The organism is Treponema porcinum (assembly GCF_900167145.1).
In the GTDB taxonomy this organism is placed as follows: domain Bacteria; phylum Spirochaetota; class Spirochaetia; order Treponematales; family Treponemataceae; genus Treponema_D; species Treponema_D porcinum.
The window spans coordinates 22,482-48,370 of sequence record NZ_FUWG01000010.1; the positions used below are offsets into that span (position 1 = coordinate 22,482).

Genomic DNA, 25,889 nt, shown 5'->3' on the forward strand with positions numbered 1-25,889 from the left:
AAATAATAAAGTTTGAAAGGATAACAATGAATTTATCATATATAGCTAAAAAAGCCAGAATCGAAAACAAACAGTCAATAATTGAAGAGCGCAAAAATTTATTTCCTCTTCCAGAAGGATATGACATCAATTCTCCCGATAATATTGAAATAAAAAAGGCATACAATGCTTTGCTGAACAACATTCCTGTTGTTTTTGTAACCGGAGCAGCAGGAACAGGAAAATCAACATTTATCAATTATGTCCGTAATAACATAACTAAAGATTCTGGAAAAGAATATGTCATATTAGCCTGTTATGGTTCAGCAGCTCTCAATATAAACGGTCAAACAATACATTCTTTCTTCAATTTTCCTGCAAGGGATTTTGATTCTTCTGAAATTCACAAATTCAAAAAAAATACTGCTGCCGAAAAAACAGATTTAATAATTATAGACGAGATTTCTATTGTAGAATCCTCTTTACTGGATCATATTGATTATGCATTACGATTATGGTGCAACTCAAATATTCCTTTTGCAGGTAAGCAACTATTACTAATAGGAGACTATTTTCAGCTTTCACCATGGATAAGATGGGATAATGAAGCAACTAAAAAGTTTAAATCCCAATGGGACAGTCAATTCTTTTTTGATGCTCATGTATTCAATAATGTAAACACAGAAGTCTTCAAGTTAACTAAAGTACACCGCCAAAATGACATTAATTTTATAAATATTCTGAATCGAATCCGAACATTAGATAACGGCTATGAAAAAGATATAGAATTCCTTAATACAAACTGTGAAGTAAAATCAAAACTAGAAAGAAATGGAAGATTCCACCTTCCTGAAAACTGCGTTTATTTGACAACCACAAATGAAAAAGCTGATAAGGTGAATAACGAACGTTTACTAAAGTTTTCTGAAGAAACACGACAACCTATAATAGAATTCACTGGAACATTCGAAGGAAAAATGACTGAATCAAAAGTCGAAAGAATTCTTACTCCTAAATTGCTTCGAATATGTATTGGAGCAAAAATAATGATTACCAGAAATATTTATTTCAGGGAACACAAAGGTACACTGGATGTTGTAAACGGCTCTTTTGGTTTTATAAAAGAAATAGCATCTGATAATTCATTTATAACAGTCAGCCTTTTGAATGGTAAAGAAATCCGTTTGGAAAAATATTCATGGGATATGATTTCATACGAATGGAATGATGAAAAAAATATTTTAGAAAGTAAAATAATAGGTTCATTCAAGCAATTCCCGATAAGATTAGGGTGGGCTCTTACCATTCACAAAGCACAAGGAATGACATTAGACTGCGTAGACATTGATGTTCAGGAAGCATTTGCTCCCGGACAAGCTTATGTAGCATTAAGTCGGTGCAAGTCGCTGGAAGGGTTGTACTTGCAAAAACCTATAAAACTAAACAATGTCAAAACAGACAATATTGTAAAGAAATTTGATGAACTTCTGTTTCAAGATTCCTGCACTGAGATAAGTACTGAGTAATCGTTTCAAGTGTTAATCACCACATCCCTAAGTCATTGATAATCTTAACAAATAATACTATTCTTCAGTCATATCAAAGGCGATTGCACCCGATATGGGTTCAACCGCCTTTTTTTGTTTTTAAATCATTTTACGGCGGACAGAAACCCGCAGGGAGGTGCTATGGAACCACAGAAAATGTTTATCGGCGGAAAATGGACGGAAGGCAGCGAAAAGAAAATCGGTCTTGAACTCGGCGGAAAATCACCTAACATCATTTTTGCAGACGCAGACATTGATGCCGCCGTTGAATGGGCAATGATAGGGATTTTCTTCAATCAGGGAGAAGTCTGCGCTGCCGGAAGCCGCATTATAATAGAAGAAAGCGCGCACGATGAATTTGTCCGCAGACTTAAGGAAAAAGCAGAGCGTATGACAATCGGAAATCCGCTTGAAAATCCGGATATAGGTCCTGTAATTACGCAGAAAGATATGGAAAAAGTGCTTTCCTACATCAAAAGCGGCATTGACGAAGGCGCGCTTGCCGACACGCAGAAAGGACTTGTTGCCGAATTTGAAATTCAGGAAGCAGAATAGCAAAAGCTGATTGACATAATTCACTGCGCCCGGTTATATAAGCGTATGAACAAAATCATTATACGACCGGCGCAGCTTTCTGATGCACAAAAGCTTCTTGAAATATACGCACCTTACGTAAAGGACACCGCAATCACCTTTGAATACGATGTTCCGTCCAAAAAAGAATTCGCCAGCCGGATAGCGCATACGCTTGAACGCTATCCGTACATCGTTGCGCAAAAAGACGGCATAATCGTAGGTTACGCTTATGCCGGTGCATTCAAAAGCCGCGCCGCCTACGACTGGTCTGTAGAAACTTCAATCTATGTAGCGCGCGGCATTAGAAAATGCGGCACCGGTCGCGCACTCTACACTACCCTTGAAAAAATCCTTAAGGCAATGAACATAAAAAATGTAAATGCCTGCATAGCCGCTCCCGAAAAAGAAGACGAATATCTTTCAAATGACAGCATTCTCTTCCATGAACGAATGGGCTACACCCTTGCCGGAACATTCCACCAGTGCGGAAGCAAATTCGGACGGTGGTACAATATGGTCTGGATGGAAAAGTTAATCGCCTCCCACGAAGAAAATCCTGCACCAGTCCTGCCGTTTTGCGCCGTACAGGAACAGTTTTTTCCCAAAAAATAAATTCTTTTTTCTTCAAGTTTGATTTATACTGATAAAAACACCCAAAAAGAGGAAACAATGAAAAAACTGTTTAAGACTCCAAAAATCACCCAGCGGATAATACGAAGTGCAATCATTCTTGGTTTTATTCTTGCCTCCTCAATTACGCTTATAGGCTACAGCCAGTTTACGAGGATATTCACCGTTCAGTACAACAACTACATTATGTCAATCGCACAAACTGCACGCGCCTGCCTTGAACCGGATAAAATAGAACAATATTATGTAACAAATCAAAAGGACGAAGCCTACGAAAAAGTAGAAAAAATCCTGATTGACCTTACGGAAAAATTTGACCTTACGTTTTCTTATGTTTCTTATGTAGAAGCTCCAGACTACACAAAAATTCATTATATTTTTGATACAGTAAACTCAAAATCAAAATGGACGCCTTACGAACTTGGCTACACAGAAAGTTATATAGAAGAAAACTACAATAAAAGTGCAAAAGCCGTTTTTGAAGCCGGAACACCGTCCGTCCGTCACACTTTCAAGACCCGCTCCGGTTCGCACATTACGGCAATGGTTCCTGTTACAAATTCGCAAAGAAAAATCGTAGCAGTTCTTGGCGTACAAAAATCAATGCAGGAATTTGTAGATGCAAGAAAGCATTATCTTCTTATAACAACAATTGCAGAAATAATCATAGCAATTCTGTTTATCATAGTTATTACGGCTGCGTCAGACCATTCAATCATAAAGCCACTTATGGAAATTACAAAAGAAGCAGGGCGTTTTGCAGAAGAAAACAAAACAGCACCGGGCTGGATTGAAAAAATCAAAAACAAGGACGAAATAAAAACCCTTGCCCGCTCCGTAGAAAAAATGGAAGACGAAATCATTGCTTATATAGAAAACCTCACTTCCGTTACGGCAGAAAAGGAACGCATAAGCACGGAACTGAACGTTGCCCACCAAATTCAGGCAGATATGCTTCCAAGCCTGTACCCGGCATTCCCTGCGCGAAAAGATTTTGACCTTTTTGCAAGCATGACTCCGGCAAAGGAAGTTGGCGGCGATTTATACGATTATCTTCTATTAGATAAGGATCACCTTATGCTTGTAGTAGGCGATGTTTCCGGAAAAGGCGTTCCGGCTTCGCTTTTTATGGTCATTACAAAAACGCTTTTATCATCTCACGCAATACAGAATATGTCTCCAAAGCAGATTTTTGAAACGACTAATTCACAGCTTTGCCAGAACAATGAAACGGGAATGTTCGTAACATGCTGGCTTGGAATCCTTACAATAAGCACAGGAAAGCTTACTTTTGTAAACGCAGGTCACCCCGACCCGATATGGTATCATGACGGAGAATTTAAGCCGGTGGTAACAAAACCGAATCTTGTACTTGCTGCCCTTCCGCAGACAGTATACAAAGAGCATACGATTACGATGAACAGGGGCGACAGGCTTTTTATCTACACGGACGGCGTTTCTGAAGCAACCGATGCAGATAACAACCTTTACGGCAACGAAAGAATCCTTAAAACCCTCCCGGAAACTCTTTCAATGAACACGCACGAATCTATCGGTTACATGAAAAAATCAATTGACGATTTTACCGGAAGCGCACCTCAGTTTGACGACATTACGATGATGGAACTTATTCTTGACACGCCGATAGCGTAAAAAAGGATGCAGGGAGAAAAAAACATGCCTGTAAAAATATTTGAAGCAGCAGACGAAAATCTTGAAGCTGTGAATGATTTTATTCACGAACAGATAAAACCTTTTTCCTGCCATAGCCAGACTCTTTTTCAAATTGATTTGGCAGTAGAAGAAATTTTCGTAAACATTTCTCATTATGCCTACAGCCCGGACAAAGGCACGGTACAGATTGACTGTTCGGTGGAAAAAACTTCAGATGCGCCGGCAAAACTTACAGTTTCGTTTACGGACAGCGGAAAAGCATTTAATCCGCTTGAAAAGCCAGACCCCGACATTACGGCATCAGTAGAAGAGCGCGAAATCGGGGGACTTGGAATTTTTCTTACAAAAAAATATATGGACACGGTTTCCTACGTCCGCAAGAATAACCGGAATGTCCTTACAATTACAAAAACTATCTCTTGATGTTCAGAATGCCAGCCATTCCGGTAGCTTCAAACACCTGCATGCAGAACGCACTCGGACTTTTTATGATTACGCGCTTTTCCGTTCCTGCCATTTTCTGAGTAGCAAGAATAACGCGAAGCCCTGCACTGGACATATATTCTACCGCAGACAGATTAAGCGTAAGTTCTATAACGCGCGAAAAATATTCTTTTATTCTGTTTTCAAGGATAGGAGCCGTATTTGTATCAAGCCGTCCTTCTACAAAAAGTTCAAGCGAAACACCATTTAACTGTTCTTTTATAGTCATGCCTTTATTATAGAGCCTTTTTTTTTCATTGTAAAGTTTTGAATAAATGTTATAATAATGGAAGAAATATTTTACAACGAGAAGGGAATTAACTATGCCTACCTGTATAAAATGCGGTTCACAGATTCAAGGCACAAATGTCTGCCCTGTTTGCAAAACGCCGGTTACACAGATTACAAAATGTTCCAACTGCAGTGCAGAATTTTCACAGACTTTTAACTTCTGCCCGATATGCGGAACTCCGCTTGCACGAAAAGAACAGCCGGAACTTGTAAAATCTTCTCAGGTAGAAATGAAAATGATTGCCATCCGCGGCGGGGAATTTATTATGGGTGACAGCACAACCGGCACTCAAAAAGTCCATATCGCTTCGTTCAGTATGTCAAACATTCCTGTACCGCAGTATTTATATAGAAAGATAACCGGAACAAATCCGTCAAAAATTCAGGACGCACTCCACCCTGTAGAAAACGTCAGCTGGTACGATGCAATTATATTCTGCAATATGCTAAGCGAAGTTTACGGCCGCTCGCCGTGCTATAAAGTAGGCTCTATAACAGACCTTTCAAAAATTCAGCAGGGAAGTACGTTATGGAAAAACGTAACCTGTAACTTTGCGCTGAACGGTTTTCGCCTTCCTACGGAAGCAGAATGGGAATTTGCCGCACGCGGAGGAACATTGCACGAACCGTACAAATATGCCGGAAGCAACAGCATAGACGAAGTAGCGTGGTATGGTGAAAACAGCAACATTTCCACACATCAGGTATGTCAGAAAAAACCGAACGCACTGGGACTTTACGATATGTGCGGCAACGTTGAAGAATGGTGCTGGGATTTTTACGAAGAATACGGACTTGCAGAACTGCGCAATCCTTGCGGCCCTAATGAAGGAACTCTCCGCATAAAGCGCGGCGGAAGCTGGCTTGACGACGACATACAGTGTACCGCAACATTCCGCTCACGCTCCGCACCTAACGGAAAAGGAAGCAATCTGGGATTTAGAATTTGCTTCTGCGGAATGTAACAAAACACCCTGCACAGACACGACCACTACAATTCAGATACGCATAATTCTGTTGTTATAATAAGAAAAATATGTTATAATTTCCGCATAATTTATAGGTTAACACTGAAAAAATCCTCAATAGGATTTATTCAGTGTTTCCATAGTATTACTTTCTTATTCTCAGCAGCTGTTCACACCCACCCGCATTTTGTATCACGGAGGACAAAATGAAAAAAACAACCTGTTTCATTTCACTGGCAATTGCAGCACTGTTTGTTTCCTGTTCAAGTACGACAGATGATGCAAGCATTTCACTTTCAGTTCCACGGGAACTTACCCAGACTGTATTGAAAAATTCTGACGGTACGGATGCTCAGAAATACCCTGTTCAAAAACTAGAATGTACGCTTAAAGACAGCAGCAATAAGGAAATTGCTTCAGAGTCTGTAGAACTTAACGGCGAAAAGAATAACGTCATCACTTTCAGTGAAATTCCGGCAGGAACGAAAGTTTCTGTTTCTGCAACTATATACGGTTCTTTAACGAAAAGCAAAAATGAACCTGAATACCGCCTGTATGCAGGAGAATCAGACAAAATAACCGTTAAGCCCGGAAACAACACAATCACCCTTAAACTGGAAAAAATTGAAGATTTTGCAGGGATTTCTATTGACGGAATTGAAAACATTGTTCTTGAAGTAACTTATAAAAATGATACAGATGAAACAGTTACCGTTACAGACGAAGGAGAATTTTTTTCTTTTGCACTTCCGTTTACCGCAAAGCTTTCACGTCTGCCTGCATCTTCAGATGAAATAACCGTAACCTGGTTACTGAACGGTAATGAACAGAGTGCACAAGAAGGAAATCCTTTTACACTTCTGATTACCGCAAAATCCAACATTCTGTCTGGAAATAACACGCTGATTGCAAAAATAACATACGGCAGCCAGATTATTACAAGAACACAGTCATTCACACTGGCTGAATAAACGCATATACAGGGGAACATTTATGAAAAAACATAATGTCTTTTTACTTTTTACAAGCATTACGGCACTTTTATTCTGTGCCTGTTCATCAGAACTAAAAGAAAAAGAAAACGCTTCTTCAAAGCCAGGAACAGTTACCCTTTCCATTGCAAACGATACGCAAAGGACAATTTCTCCTGCATCAGATATTTCGTATAAGGACGTAAGCGAATGGACTGTTACGTTTGAAGACATAACTAAATCGCGCTCAGAAAAATATAACGATATTGTAAAAACAGTTTCTTTTTCTGAAAGCGCAAATCAGCAAATACAGCTTCCGCTTGGAACATACAATGTAACTCTTAACGGAACGGCAAATAATGATACGTCAGGAGAAACTGCAACAACACAGCCAGTTCCTTTTTACGGAGAAAGTACCGTTACCGTAGAAAACGGTAAATCTGCCAGCATAAGCGTATTTGTTGCGCCAAAGAAATCTGATGGTGGAAAAGGTTCTTTTAATTTTACGGTTACAACAAGTGGTGAATTTGGAAATTATACACCTATTGTTTCTGGTAATTATTTCACTGTAAGTCTTACACCTTATGGAGGTGAAAATCCTGTCGCTACTTGGACTCCAACAGAAATATCTCATAGTGCATCTGTAACTGAAGCTGGAAGTACTTATTCATTTTCGGTTTCTTCAGGCACACCAGAATCAATTCCTTCTGGTTTTTATACACTTTCTATTAAATATACATGGGTCGTTGGTGAAGATTCAGTCGGACAACTTTTAACAAAAACAAAAGAAATTTTCTATCCGTATCATGACTTCCTTGTAGAAATCGTTGACGGACTTGAAACAAAAGGTTCAGCAGATATAACAGTTTCCCTTGAAGATTCAAAAACTTATTATGCAACAAAAGGCGAAACAATAGGAAACGGTGCTTTTGAATCAATGCCTAAAAACCTTGACGAACTGCTTGTTGATATAAACAGAACGACTATTTCTACGGCAAATATTTATATAGTAGATGAAGTACTGACAGATGAAACATCAACATCGTACCCGGAAATTGATGTTTCAAAAGTAAATGCAACAGGAAAAACATACTGCATTTATACAAAAAGCGAAAAGACCCAAGAATATAACAGCACTCCTTGTTACACGATTACAGGTGCAGCTGTAGAGGGTGATGAGCCGACTATTGATATAGAGCGATCTGTAACTACTGTTACACTGAAAAACAGTCAATCTTCTAGTGGAATTAGTGGAAGCGCAAAAATAGTTGCATTAGGAAGCCCTGAATTTGTTTTGAAAGATAATACATCTGTATTTATTGACCTTACAGATCAGAACAATCAAATAGCGTGTACAACAATATGTATGCCTCCTGATTCTACTACTTTTGACAGTTATTATGTAGAAAATCCTTGCGTTACAGTTAAAAATCATAGTACTTCTTCAACAAGTTTTAGAGTTTCTATAGAACAATCTCTTTCAAACTCATATAGCGTTGTAACTAATTCTTCAGACGACGAAACCTATAAAACAACAAACTTCTATATCATACCTAGTTATGCAACTGGGGTTTCCGTTGAAGGAATTCCTAACTACAGCCTTGCAGTTACAAAAGACGGTGTTGATGTTACAAAAGGCACACTGCTTTATGCCGGAGACACAGTTGTAATTACAGCAACACCAGAAGCTGGAGCTACGTTTGCACAAGACACAACATTTGCATGGTTTGTTAACGGTGAACAGGTTGAAGCTAATAAAGATGATCCTAAGTCATGTAGTATACGAATTGGTGTGACTGGAGATTCAGGTGTTGATAATAGAATTATTTGTCTTGTTGGATACAACGGAGAGTATGCAACAGTTCAAACTACCTTGACTGCGGTAGAACAGACGGCATTACTTTATACAAAATATGGTCTTGGATATGCAGAACTTGCAAGTTTGAATGCAAACCCCAATCTTTCATGGATTCTTTCTGATGCCATAATCAGTGATTTCTGTATAGATACAAAAACAAATGATGCATATATCATTTATGCAGCTGGAAATGGTAATCCATATATTGAAAAAGCAACATATTATCACGCAAATACAGATATGCATTATGCATCTGTAGATTATGCTTCTTCTTTTAAACCAAATCTTATAAGAATGGGTAATGACAATAAATTATATGTAAAATTTAGTTTAATCAGTGACGGTATGGCATTTGGTATTGTTGATCTACTCCCTAATGAGACTGGTACTCAAGGTGCTGCGAACATTCCACAACATCTAAAAATGAGTGAAGTTTCAGTCACAGACCAAATTATGTCATTCTGCGTAGATGATGCTGGAATAATGTACATAACATATAAAGATTCAGAAAGCAATATATTGCTTGCAAAATTTTCAATTACTGAGGGTGTATTAACGAAACAAAATAGTATAACACTCGCTACGATTTCAAACACTGATAATAGCGTTACAAGTAATTATCTTCCTGCAAATATCTCTTCTAACATAACAATTACAGATATGCATTATGAAGACGGATATATTTATCTTATTGTACGTGATGTTTTTATTGATTATTTAACACCAACAGATTCAGTTCGCAGTTTAGGTGGTGTATGCAAAATAAAAGCAGAAGATCTTACGTTGGCAGATAGCACAAATCCATTGATTGGCTGGGCAGACACACAACTTATTATAACAGAAAATGTTTATAATTATAAACATAATGAAGAAACACAAAACTACTTCTATGGACCACAAAAAATTATTGCCATTAAGCCAAAAGAAATAGTAATTGCCGATGACGGTGCTTCTATAGAGAATTCTAAGATGCATCAAGAAAATCGCGTTGTATTATTCAATCTTGAAACAAATTCAATAACCGGTGTAAAAACTTCTCCAAAAGAGTTCTACTTCTCTACAAGTGGCGGAGACAATACGAATTATAAGCCAAATTAATAATCACAACCGCCTGGTTTTCAAAACCGGGCGGTTTTTTTACCTCTGTTCTTCACTTAAAAAACTTACGCAAATCTGTTTGTAAGCTGACTGCTGATTAGTTAATCAGCATACTGCTTACTAACCTTATAAGCACACCGCTGATTAGTTAATCAGCACACCACTTACTAGACTAGGAAGCAGGGTACTTTCTAGTCTAATCAGTAGCCCCTTTACTAGTCTAGTAAGGGGGCTGTTATACGGAGAGCTTACTGCCTGCACAATGGATTTATTATGGACAGTCTTACGGATTTATTTACATTACGATTACGGATATATACAGGGCAGTAACATTACACTATTGCTGGCAAAACAATAACTAAAACCATTCCTGATAACTGTATTTACAAGAGATGCTTTTTTTTTAATAGATAAAATATAGAATAGCAAATGCTGATTAGTATCCGAAAACAAAGAAACACTGAATGTATCTAAAACAACAAATGCCCGGCTTCATTTTACAATGAATACCGGGCATTTTCTTATACAGAAAAAAATCCTAAGCAAACAAAAAAACGTTCAGTCTATTCCTGTGCAGTCATTTCGTTGTAGAATTTTGAATAGTCAGTGCGGTTCTGCTTTGTAAAGTCGATTGCCGTGCGCGGATGCTGGTTCAAAAGACCTGTTACAAGATACTGCAAGTCGTAGCCCCATACAACGCCGTCTTTTTTCAGCTGCATAATGTATTTTTCAACAAACGAAAGAACCGGGAACAGGTTATACTTCGGATTGTGCAGAAAACCGATAAGATTTTCCATAGAGCAGTTTCCGGCACCGCGGCCCATTCCGTTATATGTAGCGTCAAGCCAGTCAACACCGTCACCTACAGCCTCAATCGTATTTGCAAACGCAAGCTGCTGGTTATTGTGCGCATGAAGTCCAAGCGTTTTTCCGTATTTATCCGCATATTCCTTGTAAAGATTCACGATTCGCGCAAGCTGTTCCGGGTAAATAGAACCGAAACTATCTACTATATAAATAGTGTCAACAGGAGATTTTCCCAGCATATCGAGCGCAACGCGTATGTCGCCTTCCTGCGCCGTTGAAATTGCCATAATGTTGCAGGTAACTTCATATCCCTTTTTCTTGGCGTCTTCTATCATTTCAATGGCGGCGGCAATCTGATGAACGTAGCAGGCAACGCGGATTACATCAAGCGGACTGTTCTTCCTGTCCTGAATGTCCTCTTTGTAGTCACAACGTCCTACGTCTGCCATTGCGGCAAGCTTGATTTTCTTTTCCGCATTTTCGCCGATAACTTTTAAAATATCTTCGTCATTCGTAAATTTCCACTTGCCGAATTCCTGAACGTCGAACATCTTTTTTGATGCCTTATAGCCGACTTCCATATAATCAACGCCGGCTTCAATGTTCGCCGTATACAGCGCCTTTACAAATTCATCTGAAAAACGGAAGCTGTTTACAAGTCCTCCGTCGCGGAGCGTTGCGTCAACAACACGCACGCCTTCCCTGTAACCTAAAAGTGAAGAAATCTCTTTCATATATAACCCCGGATAAATAAACTGCTAGATGGCATACGCAGAACAGAAACTTCATAATTCCTGCCGCACTGCCCCTATCATTACTATTACTATGAGTAGAAACAAATATATCACAAAGATTATTTCTGTTCTACACCGAACAGGAAAAACATCTGCATAATGAAAAAAAAATTTACAAAACAATAAAAAGCGTTCCGGCAGTAAGAAGAATGATTCCTGCAGCCGTCTTTACGGAAAACTGCTCGTGCAAAAAAATACACGCAAAGACAATCGTAAAAACCGTGCTCATCTTGTCAACAGGAACGACTTTTGATGCATCGCCGATTTGCAGAGCCTTAAAATAGCACAGCCATGATGCGCCGGTCGCAATTCCGGAAAGCACAAGGAAAAGCCAGATTCTGCCGGAAATTCCGCCAATTCCCTTCCAGGAATGAGAAACTAAAACCATAAGCCAGGACATACAAAGCACAATAGCTGTCCTGATTGCCGTAGCAACCGTAGAATCAATGCCTTCAATTCCGGCTTTTGCAAGAATTGACGTTGCCGCCGCAAATACGGCAGAAAGAACGGCGAATATAAGCCACATAAAGAACCTCTAAGGAAACACTGAATAAATCCTATTGAGGATTTTTCAGTGTTAACCTTGAATTTAGCTAATTGCCGTAAGTCAATGACTTACGGCAATTTGACGGGAAGTGCTGAGTAATCGCTTCAAGTGTTAATCAGCACTTCCCTAAAAACAGCCGTAAAGCTGCAAAGACGGATTTTTCAAAATACTACCGGGAACCTCTAAAAATTGCAATTTTTAAAGGTAACTTTGAAAATGCGAGTTCTAAATTGTGATATTATAGCAACTTAGAACCCGCCAGCACTTCGAAAAAATCAACAAAGACGAGTTTTTTGAGGTGCCCTACTGTAAAAAAACAGATATTTTCAGTATATTTCTATATTATGAAAGAAACAACGGAAATAAGGGAATTTTTCGTAAAATCCGGACGGTATCAGGGCACTGTTCTTTTAAACGAGCCGGTTGCGCAAAAAACAACGTTTAAAATCGGCGGAACTGCGCCGCTCTATTTTGAGCCGGAAAATACGGACTCGCTCTTATTCACGCTTGAAACGCTTTGTAAAAACAAAATACAGTTTTTCATTCTTGGAGGCGGAAGCAACATCGTTGTTTCTGACGACGGTTTTGACGGCGCAGTAATTTCTACTTCCCGGCTGAACGACATAAAATTCCGCCTCGTTTCCGGCTCGTCGGCAGAAGTTACCTGCCTTTCGGGAACGCCGACGGCGCGCCTTGTTTCTTACTGTACGCAGAACTGTCTTTCAGGCATAGAAAAATTTGCAGGGCTTCCGGGTTCTATCGGGGGCGCGCTTTTTATGAATGCACGCTGCTTCGACCTTTCTATAAGCGGCCTTCTTAAAAGCGCAGAATATATCGACCTTAAGACAATGAGCACCGTCCATTACGATTTTTGCGAAAATGACTGGGATTACAAACGTTCGCCGTTTCAGTGCGGAGGAAAAATCCTGACATCGGCAACTTTCACCCTTGAAAAAAAACATTCTGACGAACTGGAAAGAATAGCCGCCGAATGCAGGCGTTATGTAAACGAGCGCGTGCAGAAAGGTCATTTTAAGTATCCGAGTGCAGGAAGCGTTTTCAAAAACAACAGGGATTTTGGCGAACCGAGCGGAAAACTTATAGATGAATGCGGACTTTGCGGAAAACGTATCGGCGGCGCGCAGATTGCTCCCTGGCACGGAAATTTCATCGTCAACACTGACAATGCTACGCAAAAAGATGTCCGCGATCTTGTAGATTTAGCAGTCCGCACGGTACAGGAAAAAAAAGGCTTTTTATTGCAGCCGGAAATAATTTTCTGCGGCAAATAAAATGACTGAAATCCATTTTGATAAAAAAAGAATGACGTTCATTCAGAATCTCGTGCACAAAAATCATCTTGAATTGCAGACGGATAACCTTTATACTTCTATATATGCTGTAAATGCAGCAAAGGCAGGCAGAGGTGTTGCAGTTATCTTTCGTTGAATTTAAAAAAGGAGCTTACATTCTCGTAGACGGGGCAGAAAACAGCGAACGTTTCTTTATCATTCAGTCCGGAAAAGTAAGCTGTTCAAATTCCCTTGACCCAGGAAAGAATGCAACAAAAATCCTTACAACCGGCGACTTTGTCGGTGTCATTCCCTGTATGTCCTGCCATTCTCAGATTGAAAACGCAATTGCCCTTACAGACGTAAAATGCATTTCCGTTCCGAAAGGTCAGTACCCAGAACTAATTGCAAAGAACATCCCCGTAGCATTAAAAATCATCAGGACATTTGCAACGAGGACACGCGAGATGAACGAGCAGCTTACTCAGCTTACGCTTAAAAACGTTTCGCAAGATACTCCTGAACACATTTTTGACGTTGCACAGTTTTATGACAAAACAGGCCGTACGGATATTGCAACGTATGCTTATTACCGCTATCTCAAGGAATGTCCTAAAGGCGCACACACAGCATTTGCGCAGAAGCGTTTTGTTGCACTCAAGCCTGCATCAAAGGCTGTCTACTTTGAACCTACGGAAGAACTTGTGCGCCGCTATCCGCAGGAAACTATGATTATGTCGGAAAGTCAGAGCGGTTCGGAAATGTTCGTTATTCAGGACGGACAGGTTTCAATTTCAAAAGTCGTTGACGGAAACGAGGTAATCCTTGCCGTCCTTAAAAAAGGCGATATGTTCGGAGAGATGGCCATTCTGGAAAACAAGCCGCGTTCTGCAAGTGCAATAGCACATCAGGATTGCGTTCTTATGGTAATAAACCGTTCCAACTTTAACCAGATGGTAAGCAGCCAGCCTCAGCTGATTACCCGCCTTACCACAACTCTTGCAGAACGCCTGTGGTCTATGTACCGACAGCTTGGAAATACATGCCTTAGAGAACCTATGCACAAAGTAATTGATATGCTTGCCCTTCAACTTGAAAAAACACGCCGTTTTTCAGGCTCGTTCCAGACTGACTATTCGGTAAATGACATAATCAATATGTGCGGAATTCCACAGCAACTGCAGCCGCAGGCATACGTTCAGATTCACAGTGAACCGTCCATAAAAATCGTGCAGAACAAGATTTTCGTTCCTGATTGCGCAGAAATCATAAAAGCCGCCGCATTCTTCAGAAAACAGGAAGCAACATCTTCAAAATCACAAGGAAAACCCGTATGAAAAAATGCACTGTTTTTGCGGCAACACTTCTTGTGTCTGCAGCTGCTTTTTCGTTTGCACAGAAAAAAAACGTTCCTGACGGCTACGGCGGAATAACACTTGGAATGACGGTAGAACAGACAAAAGATGCACTTAAAAAAAATTCGGACTTTGGCTATCACGGCGACCGTGACGTTTCGCTTTTGCCGGGTGAAAACCGCGTACTTATAGAAACAGACGCAGAAGCAGGACATACGATTTCTTTTTTGGAAAGGTGCTGGTTTCAGTTCTACAATGACAGGCTGTACATCATAACGATAAACGTAAACCGCGAAAAAATGGATCATTTTTCAATTTTTGACACACTGTGCAAAAAATACGGAAATCCAGATTCCGTTTCGCCGGAAAAATCGGTATGGTCAGACGGAAACATTACGATGAGCCTTGAACGTCCGCTTACGCTGAAATACGTTGACAACGAAACGTTCAATAAACTGCAAAAAAAATCGCTTGTAGGTCCGTCCGGCACGGAGATGACGAGAGAACTTTTCCTTGAAGGTCTGTAATTTATGATTTTAATTCAAAAAAATTCAATTATCCGCTTTTCCTGCATAATTGCCGCTATCCTTACGATGCTTTTTTCTGCGTCCTGCGCAGAAAAAAAATGCGAAGTAAAGACACTTTCCATACAAAAACAGGACGGAACTGTAGTAACGCTAAAAGCGGAAATGGCAGTAACGGACACACAGCGGCAGTACGGCTTTATGAACAGAAAACACATTCCAGACGGAACGGGAATGCTTTTTGTTTTTGAAAACGACCAGATTCTCCGCTTCTGGATGAAAAACACGCCTTCTCCGCTTTCTATTGCGTATATTACAAGCGGCGGAAAAATCCGCGATATTTTTGATATGACGCCGTACAGCCTTGCAGACGTTACAAGTACCGGCTATGTAAAATACGCACTTGAAGTGCCGCAGGGCTGGTACAAAAAAGCCGGCATTTCTGCCGGCGACATACTCATCATTGATTTTAACTAGTTTGAAGCCTCAAGTTTTGCAAGTTCAGAAGCGGCAATAATATCGTTCGGGTCAAATTCAAGGACGGCGGTAAAATATTTCTGCGCCTCCTCTTTATTTCCCTGCTTTTCTGCAAGATAGCCAAGATTTGATATGATTTTTGTATCTTCCGGGGAAATCGCAAATGCTTTTAAAAGCGTTTTTTTCGCTTCGTCAAGATTTCCAAGTTCCATAAGGCAGATTGCAAGTTCATTGTACGTATCGGCATTTTTATCGCCGCCGCAGCTCAATGCCTGAAGGAACGCCTGCTGAGCCTGCTCCCAGCGGCAGAGCCTTCTCATTCCCCAGCCAAGCAGAAACCACGCGTTCCAGACTTTCTGGTTTGTCTGAAGGAATTTCTTTATTTCTTCAAGTCCTTTTTCTTCCTGCCCTGACGAAATGAGCTTATAGGCATTACGGAACGCCTGATCGTCCATATTATCATTGGTAATGTTGTCTATAATTTCCTGAGCGCGTTCCTTCTTGTAAATTCCGTTTTCTCCAAGTTCCTTGTCGTCAATATCGCAGGTAAGCGCAAGATACGTTTCAAAACAGCCTTTTGCTTCGGAAAAATCATGCTGTTTTAGGTAGAAAAAACCTGCATTAAAAAACGCATCTGCAAGCGGCGGCTCTGCGTCCATCGCTTCCTTGTAATATTCAGCGGCATCATTGTCGTATGCGTCGGCATCATCGTGAAGCCCTGAACGGCGGTAACTTTCCGCACGCTGGTCAAGGAAAAGCGCCGTATTCAGCGTTACCGCCGGATCATCAGGAAGAAGTCCTTTGAGCGTTAAAAACAGTTCTTCCGCCAAATCCCAGTCTTCGTTCTTTGTCTTAAGGATTGCTGCCTCGGTAAGTTCCTTTTCAATTCCGGGACGCGCCTGTTTTATAATCGAACGGTAATAGTCTAGATGTTCGTTGTGATGATCGTATGCAAGAACAGTAAGAATTCCTGCAAGAATTTGCTCCGGCGCAAGTTCTTCCATATTAAAATTGCCCGGTGCATCACTGTCTTTTTTCTGCACAGGAAGAGGAATTGTCCTGTCGATTTTTAAAGCTGCATTTGAAAATTCAAAATTTTCCGGTATGGAAATAAAATATACCGACTCAAGAGGTGTTTTTGGATTCATACCTGCTCCATAAAAATGTTATTGCTTTTATACATTACTGGCATTACTGCTTCCGGCACTTTGTTCCTGCTGAACCGAAGGCGCTGGCGAAGGCACAGGCTTAACTGCATTTTCCGCAGCAGCCTTTTCTTTTTCTTCTGCCTCTCTTTTTGCCTGCAGAACGGAAGATGCTTCAAGAAATGTTTTTTTATTGGTAGAAAGATAATCATTTATTCTGATTTTGTAGGAAAGAGGTACTTGATTTTCGTCAAAATTGATACCGGCAGAAACGATATCGCGCCGTCCTTCAATAGGATCAACATTTACGATAGTACCTTTTACGTCTACAACTTCGTCAGGGTCAGAGAACATAAAGCGCAGCATACAGTCCTTGCCTTTCAGGAAATTTGCAAGTCCCATAATGACGATTTTTGCTCCGGAAAAAGACAAATCCCACAGAATACAGCGGCGCGGAACATTCTGCACAAATATAATTGATTCTTTTTTGCTAAGCCCCAGAAGCCGTTTTGATGCATCATTCAGGACAATGCGCTCCGTTTTTCTGTTTAAAAACCCGGATTTTGCATCAAGCAGAGTTCCAAGTTTCAAAATCAAATCATCAGGCGGACGCTGCGTAAAAGTCAGCGTAACAACGGCAAGATCCTTTGAATTCATATAGGGAGTTACTTCAGTAACGTGGCAGGAAACAAAAAAATAAATCGGATGACCGTCGTCTTCAATAAAACAATAACGTATGTTTACCGGCGGAGCGTCTTTTTTGGTAATCTGCTGAAAAGCACCGCCGGCCGTTCCGATAATAATTTTTGTCATTTGAAAAGACGTTGAATTTATAATGCAAGGCCACTGAGCACCGGCGCACTTTACGTAAATCTGGCGTAAATCTATTTTCAGATAGCGGATTATATCTTTTGTGAAAATAATCTCATTTTCGCGGTATAAATCATAATATCTGTTTATTATCTGATTTACAGCTATCGTCGGTCCCATACTTATTTAATATATCATAATAATAACTGTTCTTCAATGTTTATAATTATTTTTAATATTTTTTCTATTCAGCGGATTTTTTTATGGAAAAACCGATAACTGCGCAAACACTCCGTTGAACCGACTGACGGATTGTATTTTTTCCATTAATAACAAGCTGCGTTGAAGAGCCGCCGTCAAATTCCATCGCAGTATCAGCTCCTAGTTTTTGGAAAATCACGGCACATTCGCCGTAAGTAAGGTTTGTTCCTGCAAAAAGATACAGCGTCCGCCCGTCATCAGCCGTTGCAGCAGCAGAGCGGACGTCTTTTATATTATTAAACTGACGTATGTTTCCATCACGGAATATCGTCCAGAAACCGCCGGCAGCTTCAAAAGGTATCCGCTCTTCCAAAAGCACTTCCGCCTGACTGTCATATATCTGCGCCGAAAAGCCGCATTCTTCTTTATAAAACGCAATTGCACAGTAGCGTTCATCCGGCGGAACAAGAACTTCTCCGCAAGACACGACAAGTCCGCACGGTCTTCCCTTTGACCATGGAAGAATATAATTTTTTATATAGAAAGGAGATGTATTTATCGCAACGTCAGCATTCGTCCGCTTTGCAAAAGCCTTTACCGTCGTAGATTTCTGCCATTCCGGCTTTGATTTCATACTGAAAACAGAAAGCGCCGGGTTTGCAAGGTCAATACGGACAATTTCGTACATAATGCTGTTTTTCCTGTCTTTATGGACAAACACGTCCATTCCGGCGGAAACAGGCTGCCATTCTATTTTAGCCGCATCATAAGGAAAAAGTGCAGAATCAGGTACAGGAATACAGGGCTTGTTTACGTCTGTTGTACGGCAGGAGAAGAGTGTAATACATATAAAACAAAAGAAGATGCACGCTATAAACAGAAAAGGCTGCCTGAAACAAGTTCGTCCGGCAGCCTTTCTTTGTGCATACAGATTAATATGCAGATTTTGAATCATGAGTTTTGCGGTTCTTTTTCATCAGTTTACGCTGAAGAGTCTTATTCTTACGGTTAAGAATAGTAGACGGCTTTTCATAATACTCACGCTTTTTGTATTCGCGGATGATGCCTTCTTTTTCAACCATTCTCTTAAAGCGTTTGATTGCTTTCTCAAGATTTTCTGAATCTTCTACAACGATTGTTGCCATCTGTAATTTCACCTCCCTTCCAACGGGATACCGTAAAGATTGTTCTACTATAACGATTTTTCCAGGGAATTGCAAGCGCAGGACGAACCGTGAAGCAGAATTTCAGGAAGTTTATATACATCAGAAACGCCGCCTACAAGAATTCCGCCCATTCCAAGTTCAAGCGGAAGCGAAATGTCCATATCAAAACGGTCGCCGACACTAAGGCACTGCTCAGGCAGCGCACCCGTCCGGGAAGCGGCAAGAAGGAACGGTTCTTTTGCAGGTTTTGACTTTCCGCACGTATCAAGACCGATAATGTCAGGGATAAGGTCTGCAATTCCGATTGCCTCAAGCGTTTTTCGCGCTGGAAGAACAGGATTATTCGTAACGCAGATAAGCGAATACGATTTTTTCAGTTCCGTAATTGCGGCGATAAGCGCATCATCACGAGAGAGAAAATCAGCCGGTTCAAGAAGTTCGCGCCTCATCTTTATGCTTTCTTCGATTGTTACGCCAAAATGGGTAAAAGCATTTCCAAGGCTGATTTTCTTTCCGCCGTTCTTCCGTGACCAGTCGCGCCTGAATTCGCTTATCATATTGCGCGCCGCCGCAGGCGACATTCCGCTTTTTTTTGCAAAGCAGCGAATCTGCGCGTCCACCTGCTCAAAAGCGTACGCCGCACTTGTATACAGCGTAGAGTCTATGTCAAAAATAATTGTTTTTATGTCTGCCGGAATTTTATAGATTTTCATCGGCGGACGCTTTACTGCTTTCCGGCTGTAAACGTTCTGCACGGACACAAGCGCATCTGCCGCTTCCTGAACTGTCCTGTACTTTCCAAGACCGACGTTTGCACAGACTGCATTACCCAAAAGTTCCGCATCAGGACAGGCACACACAGCAATATCAATTCCTGCGGCAAAGGCTTTTTCCTGCACCCAGCGTCCGTTTTTTGCCTGTCCGCCGGTCATCGTCATACACTTGTCAAAGGGGATGACATTTTCTTCCGCAAGCGCCTTAAGTTTTTGTACTGCACCGCGCACAGAACAGGAGATTTCCGTAAAAATCCTGTAGCCTTCGCTGTTTTTATCATCAAACGAAAAATCAATTATTTCATTAAAAGAATTGTCTTTTTTTTCAAGTCCGTTGATTTCCCGGCGGAATTCTGCAAGCAGGCTGCCGCTTTCCTTAATAAGGACGCTTATATTCCAGAGCCCCGGAATTACGGACGGCAGAGTCCGCACACCCTCAGCAAAAACAGGTTTGTCGCTGCAAAGGTTTATCCCTTCACTAGAACCGGCGCGGTCGCATATCCGCCCGGGACGAAGCGTATTCGTACCGATTAAAGCGGCGGCAAAATCAGGACCGCAGCAGAATACTGGAACGCACGGAACGTCAAGCCGTTCCGCATACTCCCTGCAAAGTGTTCCTGCCGCATATCCTAGCGGAACAAACGGCGGAAGCTTTTTTTTATCTATTTCAAAGCGCGCCGCCTCATCGTCCGTCCACCAGGCAGGCTCAAAACGCTTTTCCGGAAGAACAGTAACGGCGTTACCGGTAAGCGCATACACAAGGAATTCCGGGCCGCAGAAAATCTGTTCAGATTTTTTGTAATCTTCTTTGTAAAGGCGGTGAAAAGACGCAATCTGCGGCAAAAACAAAGAATCCGTCTTGGGAAAATCAGGCTGAATTCCAGCAGAAAGCGCACTGTTCCATAAAAGCGTCCGTCCGTTCTGCGAAACAACTGTCGGTCCGTTTCCTGAAATACAAACTGCATCAATGGACGGAAAAACGCCTTTTTTTGCGCATTGCAAAAGACACTCTTCTGCACAACGCAAAAATACGTCTTTCCAGCAGTTTGCGATAAACGAGGAATCTTCACATACAAACGGCTGCATACAAAAAGAAACGACTTCACCCAAGCCGCCTATAATCCCGGCTTTAAGCGAAGTCGTCCCGATGTCAGCACACAATATGCTGCCCATAGTACTTCTATTCAGTTTTTGCTGCAGTGGCAGCATCCTGCTGCTGCTTTACAATCTTTTCTATAATCGTGCGGTTGTCAAGCAAATCGCCGATAGACTGATTATGGTGAATGCGCGTGATGACATTTGCAAACAATCCTGAAACATCGGTGCTGATGTACCATTCCTTCTTAAGAAGTTCCTCGTGATAAACTGCGTTCGTTCCGATGATGCGGTAGAACAATCCCTGTTTATACGCATCGTCAAAAAGTTCGATGGCGTTTCCGGTAAAGAACGGAAGGCTGATTGCAGCGATAACTTTTGTAGCACCGTTTTCCTTCAAAAAGCTCATTGCCTTAAGAAGAGTTCCGCCAGTACCGAGCATATCGTCTGCAAGGAATGCAACCTTGCCCTTTACGTCGCCAAGAAGCTTTACGCTCTTTATGTTCGTTTCGTGTGCGTTCTGCGTAACAACAGAATAGTCGCGCTCCTTGTAAATCATTGCAAGAGGAAGCTTTAAGCCGGACGCATAGAATTTATTCCGGTCGATAGCGCCTGTATCAGGAGAAACGACGACCATTTCTTCTTTCTGACCTGTAAGGTCAACTATTTTTCCAAGTTCCCGGATAATCTGGTAACTTGCGTGAAGGTTCTCAAGATTGATTGTGTTGAATGCGTTTATAATCTCTCGGCTGTGAATGTCAAGCGTTATTATTCTTGAAACGCCGAGCATTTCATAGACGTGTCCGAGCATAGAAGCAGTAAGACCTTCGCGTCCCTTCTTCTTGTGCTGGCGGCTGTACGGATAGACAGGAACGACAAGCGTAATGTTTGCGGCACCAGCCTGACGAACTGCATCAATTGTAACAAGAAGGCTCATTACGTGGTCATTAACAGAAAGTGAAAGCCTGTTCTTTCCTCCGTTCAGGGAAATCACCTCGTGATTTTCAACGTCCTGAAAAATAAAAATGTCCTTTCCACGGATAGACTCGTTGATTTCGGTCTTAAATTCTCCGTTTGCAAAATACGTAAAGGTTGTGTTTACTTTGAAAACCGGAGCACGGTATTTGTCCGTTGCGCCGCGGATAATCAAATCAGATGTTTCCAAATCATTTCTAAGATTGATGTCTTTTACAAGCTCATTCTTATCAAGATTATAACGCTTTGAAATAGCATCGTTTTTGAGAGTAAAACGATGCTTGTACATGTGTTTTAAGTGCGTAATTACAGCATCTGCAAAGGCTTCTCCGCCCGGGCATGCTATAACAGCAAGTTCTGTTGGCTCAGAATATGGCATCTTTTCCAAAACCTCTTATATTTGAAAGTGCCTGCATAATACCATTTTTAATGATTCTTTTCAACGTACAGACTGTTTTACTTATCTGTTTTTTATCACAATTCATTTTTTACGGCACGGAGTGCCGGGCAGAAACATCATTAAAAACGGCAGAAATAAAAAATTTCAGAGTCAGACGGCCTGAAATCCCATTGCGTCCGCAAAGCTCGGCGGAAAATTACGTATATATGATTTCAGAATATTGAATGCCCTAAGAAATATGTTTCCGTCATTTTGCGGAACGTTAATGTCAACATAAGTACATCCGACTTCCTTTGCAAGTGCCTCAAGACGCCTGTTCAGCTGAATGGCAGCAGGGCTGTCAGAAACAACGGACACGATGAACAGACGGCTGTTTATGCAGTTTCGGTGAATCGTAAGCAACAGCCATTCGTATTTAGAGGCAAAAGACTTTTCATCAAAATGTACGGACTGAACGTCATTTTCTCCGATATTGATAAAAATCTTTGACGGCTGAAGTTCGTAAAGGCACGATTCTGCAACGGAGGCAGCAGATGTAATGTCAAGTTTTTCAAAACTTCTGTTGTATACGGGAACTCCAACAGGATAGTCAAGCGCAAGTTCTTCTATATTCATAGAACTGAAAAAACGCGCGCCGAAACATACGGCAGAACCTTTACGTGAAAGTGCGTTCAGTTTTTTATATACGGCAATTTTATCTTCAAATCGTTTCATTTTATGTTCCTGAATTAAAAAATAAAAATCAGACTGCTTCCGGCTGGATAATTCCGTCCTGTGCCGAAACTTTTTCTTCCTTACCAAGCCTGTCATACCGCCTGTTCATAAAATAAACCGGAATATTTATGGCAACAATAACAAGATTAAGAATGTAGACGGCAAGCACATAGCTTACTGAACCGGAATGAATTTTTGCTATAATGCCTGCTGCATATCCTGCTACAATCAGCATAATAAAACGAAGGCTCATATTCCTTGCAGTTTTTGCCTTTACGTTTTTCCAGACATTAATCGGCCATGAAAGACCAAAACACACCAACATAACAGTTTCTAGAAGTTCAGACATATCATTCGTCCTTTTTTATAGAATACGGAAAATCCCTTTCCGTTCGTGATGAATATACACCAATAATTTCATAACTTCCAATATATTATTTTTATTATTTTAATAACGGATTATTATTATTCTGCCACTTGAAAAAATATTTCATAATGTTAAAGTTATGAAAAGTACCTGAATAATAAATAAATCAGCCGGACAAAACACAGGAAAACAGACAGAATGGAACTTACGCAGCTAAAATATTTTCTGGAAGTAGCACGCACGCAGCACGTTACAAAAAGTGCCGAAACGCTGAATGTTGCCCAGCCGGCGCTTACGCAGGCAATTCACCGCCTGGAAAAAGAACTTGACGTTCCGTTGTTCGCGCAAAAAGGAAGGAACATCGTCCTTACCCCATACGGCACATTTTTTTACGAAAAGCTCCGTCCGCTGCTTTCCACCCTGAATTCGCTGCCAGACCAGCTTCATTTAATGGCAAAAACGGAAAACACCACAATCCACCTGAACGTCCTTGCCGCATCCACCCTTGTAACAGAGGCAATCATCGAATATCAGAAAATCGACGATGAAATACGAATTCAAATCCAGCAGAACGAACAGAACGATTTTTACGACATCGGCGTTACGACGCGCCTTTTCTATCAGGAGCCGGAAAGTCCGCATAATTCGATTTTTGTCTGCACGGAAAAAATCTATCTTGCCGTGCCGAACATTCCGCGCTTTCAGGGACGAAAAACAATATCGCTTGCAGAAGTAAAGGATATGGGATTTATATCGCTTCTGGGGTCGCGGCAGCTGCGTTCCATCTGCGACAAATACTGCGAAAATGCAGGAATTCAGCCGAACATCATTTTTGAAAGTGACAATCCTGCATCTGTAAAAAATATGATTGCGGCGAATATGGGAATAGGATTCTGGCCGGACTTTTCATGGGGAAAAATTGATACCCAAAAAGTGCTTCTTCTTGAAATTACAGACCCGGTATGCAGCAGGGATATTCTTATAACCTACCGGCGTAACAAGCAGGAAAACAGTCACGTTGAAGCGTTCTACAAATATCTTACAGGATATTTTAAAATCGCATCAGAACATAGCACATAATTTTACAAGAAAGTAATTCTATAAAGGGGAAACCGAAATGCAGAAACAGAAACGCATTATATTGATTTTTGCGCTGGCAGCAGCAGCCGTTACGTCAGGATTTTTTTACTATTCTTCACCCAAAACAAAAGCCGTTCCATACAGAACGTTTTACAGCGAAGTTGCGGAAGGAAAAATAGAAACGGCTGAAATCTCCGAAGACAAAATCGTATTTACATTCAAAAACAGCGGAACTGACGATGAAACCGGTATCACAGAAAAAGAGCGTTTTTCCACCGAAAACCCGCACTCCGCCTCACTAAAAGAATACCTGCTTTTAAACGGCGTTTCAGTCAGCGAAGAAAAAGATGCCGGCGAAATTATTGCGCTCATTTTTGACAGCATATTCTACATTATATTTTTTGCGGCAATCATCATCGTTTTCAGAAAGTTTATAAGTCCAAATACGTTCAGGACGGTTCACAAAACCGGCGTTACGTTTGATGACGTCATCGGAATGGACTCGCTAAAAAAAGACATGAAACAGATTATTGAAGTTATGAAACACCCTGCGGAATACCGCGCAAAAGGCATAAGAATGCCCAAGGGAATTCTTCTTGAAGGCGCGCCCGGAAACGGAAAAACTCTTTTTGCGCGTGCACTTGCCGGAGAAGCGGATGTTTCATTCATTCCTGCAAAAGCAACCGATTTTGAAAGTATGTTTATGGCAATCGGTCCGGCAAAAGTAAAGCTGCTTTTCCGCAAAGCGCGTAAATGTGCGCCGTGCATTGTGTTCATAGACGAATTTGACGGAATAGGAACGCGGCGGAACTACTCCGGCTCGGCAATAGAAACGGAAAACACCCGGATTGTAACGGCTCTTTTAAACGAACTTGACGGATTTACGCAGAACAGCGGAATACTAGTCCTTGCCGCCACAAACAGCCGTTCCGCCCTAGACGAAGCGCTTATACGCCCGGGCCGCTTTGATGCAAAATACACCGTTCCGTTCCCGGACATTACTACGCGCGAAAAACTGATTGAACGGTATTCCGCAGGGAAAAACGCCTCGTCCGACTGCACGGCGGAATTTCTTGCACGAAGCTTCAACGGCTTTTCCTGCGCGCAGATTGAATCCGTAATAAACAGGGCGGCACTGATTGCCCGACAGAACGAAAGAAACGCATATTCGCTTTCAGACATTCAGGCGGCACTGCGGGAAATGTAAATGACATCCGAACAGCGCAGGCTGTCACACTGCGCTGTACCAAAGGATTTCGCACTTCAACATTATTTTGTTTTTTGCTACTATA

General features: G+C 41.2%; 25 protein-coding genes. 14 read left to right on the forward strand and 11 right to left on the reverse strand.

The window, feature by feature from the left end; genetic code table 11:
• The first annotated feature begins 26 nt into the window (after window positions 1–26).
• From B5D55_RS07250 to B5D55_RS07270, 5 genes are all read left to right on the forward strand, one after another.
• Entirely contained in the window at window positions 27–1,505 is a 1,479-nt protein-coding gene (locus B5D55_RS07250) for an ATP-dependent DNA helicase (RefSeq protein ID WP_078933346.1), read from the forward strand.
• 162 nt (window positions 1,506–1,667) lie between these two features.
• Window positions 1,668–2,081, forward strand: coding sequence for an aldehyde dehydrogenase family protein (locus B5D55_RS07255; RefSeq protein ID WP_200805305.1), 414 nt, complete (start codon window positions 1,668–1,670; stop codon window positions 2,079–2,081).
• 45 nt (window positions 2,082–2,126) lie between these two features.
• Window positions 2,127–2,714, forward strand: a complete 588-nt coding sequence (locus B5D55_RS07260) for a GNAT family N-acetyltransferase (RefSeq protein ID WP_078933347.1) — start codon at window positions 2,127–2,129, stop codon at window positions 2,712–2,714.
• Window positions 2,715–2,771: 57 nt separating this feature from the next.
• A complete protein-coding gene (locus B5D55_RS07265; RefSeq protein ID WP_078933348.1) occupies window positions 2,772–4,385 on the forward strand; it encodes a PP2C family protein-serine/threonine phosphatase in 1,614 nt (537 codons plus the stop codon).
• A 24-nt stretch (window positions 4,386–4,409) separates the two neighbouring features.
• The gene (locus B5D55_RS07270) at window positions 4,410–4,829 is read left to right on the forward strand and encodes an ATP-binding protein (protein ID WP_078933429.1); all 420 of its coding nucleotides are present in this window, start codon (window positions 4,410–4,412) and stop codon (window positions 4,827–4,829) included.
• Here B5D55_RS07270 and B5D55_RS07275 read toward each other — a convergent pair.
• Window positions 4,819–5,118 carry an STAS domain-containing protein gene (locus B5D55_RS07275; protein WP_078933349.1) on the reverse strand — a complete coding sequence of 100 codons (300 nt, stop codon included), beginning with the start codon at window positions 5,116–5,118 and terminating at the stop codon, window positions 4,819–4,821. The two genes, B5D55_RS07270 and B5D55_RS07275, sit on opposite strands and share 11 nt — an antisense overlap.
• 94 nt (window positions 5,119–5,212) lie before the next feature.
• Here B5D55_RS07275 and B5D55_RS07280 point away from each other — a divergent pair, with 94 nt between their 5' ends.
• The 3 genes from B5D55_RS07280 (at window position 5,213) to B5D55_RS07290 (ending at window position 10,075) form a co-directional block, all read left to right on the forward strand.
• A complete protein-coding gene (locus tag B5D55_RS07280; protein ID WP_078933350.1) occupies window positions 5,213–6,145 on the forward strand; it encodes an SUMF1/EgtB/PvdO family nonheme iron enzyme in 933 nt (310 codons plus the stop codon).
• Between the two features lie 209 nt (window positions 6,146–6,354).
• Window positions 6,355–7,119, forward strand: coding sequence for a hypothetical protein (locus B5D55_RS07285; protein ID WP_078933351.1), 765 nt, complete (start codon window positions 6,355–6,357; stop codon window positions 7,117–7,119).
• 22 nt (window positions 7,120–7,141) lie between these two features.
• Window positions 7,142–10,075, forward strand: a complete 2,934-nt coding sequence (locus tag B5D55_RS07290) for a hypothetical protein (RefSeq protein WP_078933352.1) — start codon at window positions 7,142–7,144, stop codon at window positions 10,073–10,075.
• Between the two features lie 563 nt (window positions 10,076–10,638).
• Here B5D55_RS07290 and B5D55_RS07295 read toward each other — a convergent pair.
• The gene (locus tag B5D55_RS07295; RefSeq protein ID WP_078933353.1) at window positions 10,639–11,616 is read right to left on the reverse strand and encodes an aldolase catalytic domain-containing protein; all 978 of its coding nucleotides are present in this window, start codon (window positions 11,614–11,616) and stop codon (window positions 10,639–10,641) included.
• Window positions 11,617–11,788: 172 nt separating this feature from the next.
• The gene (locus B5D55_RS07300) at window positions 11,789–12,202 is read right to left on the reverse strand and encodes an EamA family transporter (protein ID WP_078933354.1); all 414 of its coding nucleotides are present in this window, start codon (window positions 12,200–12,202) and stop codon (window positions 11,789–11,791) included.
• Window positions 12,203–12,567: 365 nt separating this feature from the next.
• Here B5D55_RS07300 and murB point away from each other — a divergent pair, with 365 nt between their 5' ends.
• The 4 genes from murB (at window position 12,568) to B5D55_RS07320 (ending at window position 15,871) form a co-directional block, all read left to right on the forward strand.
• Window positions 12,568–13,515, forward strand: coding sequence for a UDP-N-acetylmuramate dehydrogenase (gene murB / locus B5D55_RS07305; RefSeq protein ID WP_078933355.1), 948 nt, complete (start codon window positions 12,568–12,570; stop codon window positions 13,513–13,515).
• A gap of 134 nt (window positions 13,516–13,649) precedes the next feature.
• Window positions 13,650–14,852 (forward strand): Crp/Fnr family transcriptional regulator, encoded by a 1,203-nt coding sequence (locus B5D55_RS07310; protein ID WP_078933356.1) that lies wholly within the window; start codon window positions 13,650–13,652, stop codon window positions 14,850–14,852.
• Complete coding sequence (locus B5D55_RS07315; RefSeq protein ID WP_078933357.1) at window positions 14,849–15,397, forward strand: hypothetical protein; 549 nt, start codon at window positions 14,849–14,851, stop codon at window positions 15,395–15,397. The genes B5D55_RS07310 and B5D55_RS07315 overlap by 4 nt, the downstream gene beginning before the upstream one ends.
• A gap of 3 nt (window positions 15,398–15,400) precedes the next feature.
• The gene (locus tag B5D55_RS07320; protein ID WP_143593263.1) at window positions 15,401–15,871 is read left to right on the forward strand and encodes a DUF192 domain-containing protein; all 471 of its coding nucleotides are present in this window, start codon (window positions 15,401–15,403) and stop codon (window positions 15,869–15,871) included.
• Here the strand turns inward: B5D55_RS07320 and B5D55_RS07325 are convergent.
• The 8 genes from B5D55_RS07325 to B5D55_RS07360 all read right to left on the reverse strand — a co-directional run bounded on the left by B5D55_RS07325 (window position 15,868) and on the right by B5D55_RS07360 (window position 23,499).
• Entirely contained in the window at window positions 15,868–17,019 is a 1,152-nt protein-coding gene (locus B5D55_RS07325; RefSeq protein WP_078933358.1) for a tetratricopeptide repeat protein, read from the reverse strand. The genes B5D55_RS07320 and B5D55_RS07325 overlap by 4 nt on opposite strands.
• A 27-nt stretch (window positions 17,020–17,046) precedes the next feature.
• Complete coding sequence (locus B5D55_RS07330; protein ID WP_078933359.1) at window positions 17,047–18,006, reverse strand: PilZ domain-containing protein; 960 nt, start codon at window positions 18,004–18,006, stop codon at window positions 17,047–17,049.
• 64 nt (window positions 18,007–18,070) lie between these two features.
• Window positions 18,071–18,982, reverse strand: coding sequence for a phosphodiester glycosidase family protein (locus B5D55_RS07335; protein WP_078933360.1), 912 nt, complete (start codon window positions 18,980–18,982; stop codon window positions 18,071–18,073).
• Window positions 18,960–19,172: a 30S ribosomal protein S21 gene (gene rpsU, locus B5D55_RS07340; protein ID WP_078933361.1), complete on the reverse strand. Its 213-nt coding sequence runs from the start codon at window positions 19,170–19,172 to the stop codon at window positions 18,960–18,962. Before rpsU ends, B5D55_RS07335 begins: the two co-directional genes overlap by 23 nt.
• Window positions 19,173–19,219: 47 nt before the next feature.
• Window positions 19,220–21,139, reverse strand: a complete 1,920-nt coding sequence (locus tag B5D55_RS12005) for an HAD family hydrolase (protein WP_320874451.1) — start codon at window positions 21,137–21,139, stop codon at window positions 19,220–19,222.
• Between the two features lie 7 nt (window positions 21,140–21,146).
• Window positions 21,147–22,415: a ribose-phosphate diphosphokinase gene (prs, locus tag B5D55_RS07350; protein WP_078933362.1), complete on the reverse strand. Its 1,269-nt coding sequence runs from the start codon at window positions 22,413–22,415 to the stop codon at window positions 21,147–21,149.
• Window positions 22,416–22,586: 171 nt separating this feature from the next.
• A complete protein-coding gene (locus B5D55_RS07355) occupies window positions 22,587–23,150 on the reverse strand; it encodes an SGNH/GDSL hydrolase family protein (RefSeq protein ID WP_078933363.1) in 564 nt (187 codons plus the stop codon).
• A 28-nt stretch (window positions 23,151–23,178) separates the two neighbouring features.
• A complete protein-coding gene (locus tag B5D55_RS07360; RefSeq protein WP_078933364.1) occupies window positions 23,179–23,499 on the reverse strand; it encodes a hypothetical protein in 321 nt (106 codons plus the stop codon).
• Between the two features lie 216 nt (window positions 23,500–23,715).
• On the opposite strand from B5D55_RS07360, the gene B5D55_RS07365 reads away from it, so the two are divergent.
• Both B5D55_RS07365 and B5D55_RS07370 read left to right on the forward strand, forming a co-directional pair.
• Window positions 23,716–24,597, forward strand: coding sequence for a LysR family transcriptional regulator (locus tag B5D55_RS07365; protein WP_078933365.1), 882 nt, complete (start codon window positions 23,716–23,718; stop codon window positions 24,595–24,597).
• Between the two features lie 37 nt (window positions 24,598–24,634).
• Complete coding sequence (locus B5D55_RS07370; RefSeq protein WP_078933366.1) at window positions 24,635–25,804, forward strand: FtsH/Yme1/Tma family ATP-dependent metallopeptidase; 1,170 nt, start codon at window positions 24,635–24,637, stop codon at window positions 25,802–25,804.
• Window positions 25,805–25,889 lie beyond the last annotated feature (85 nt).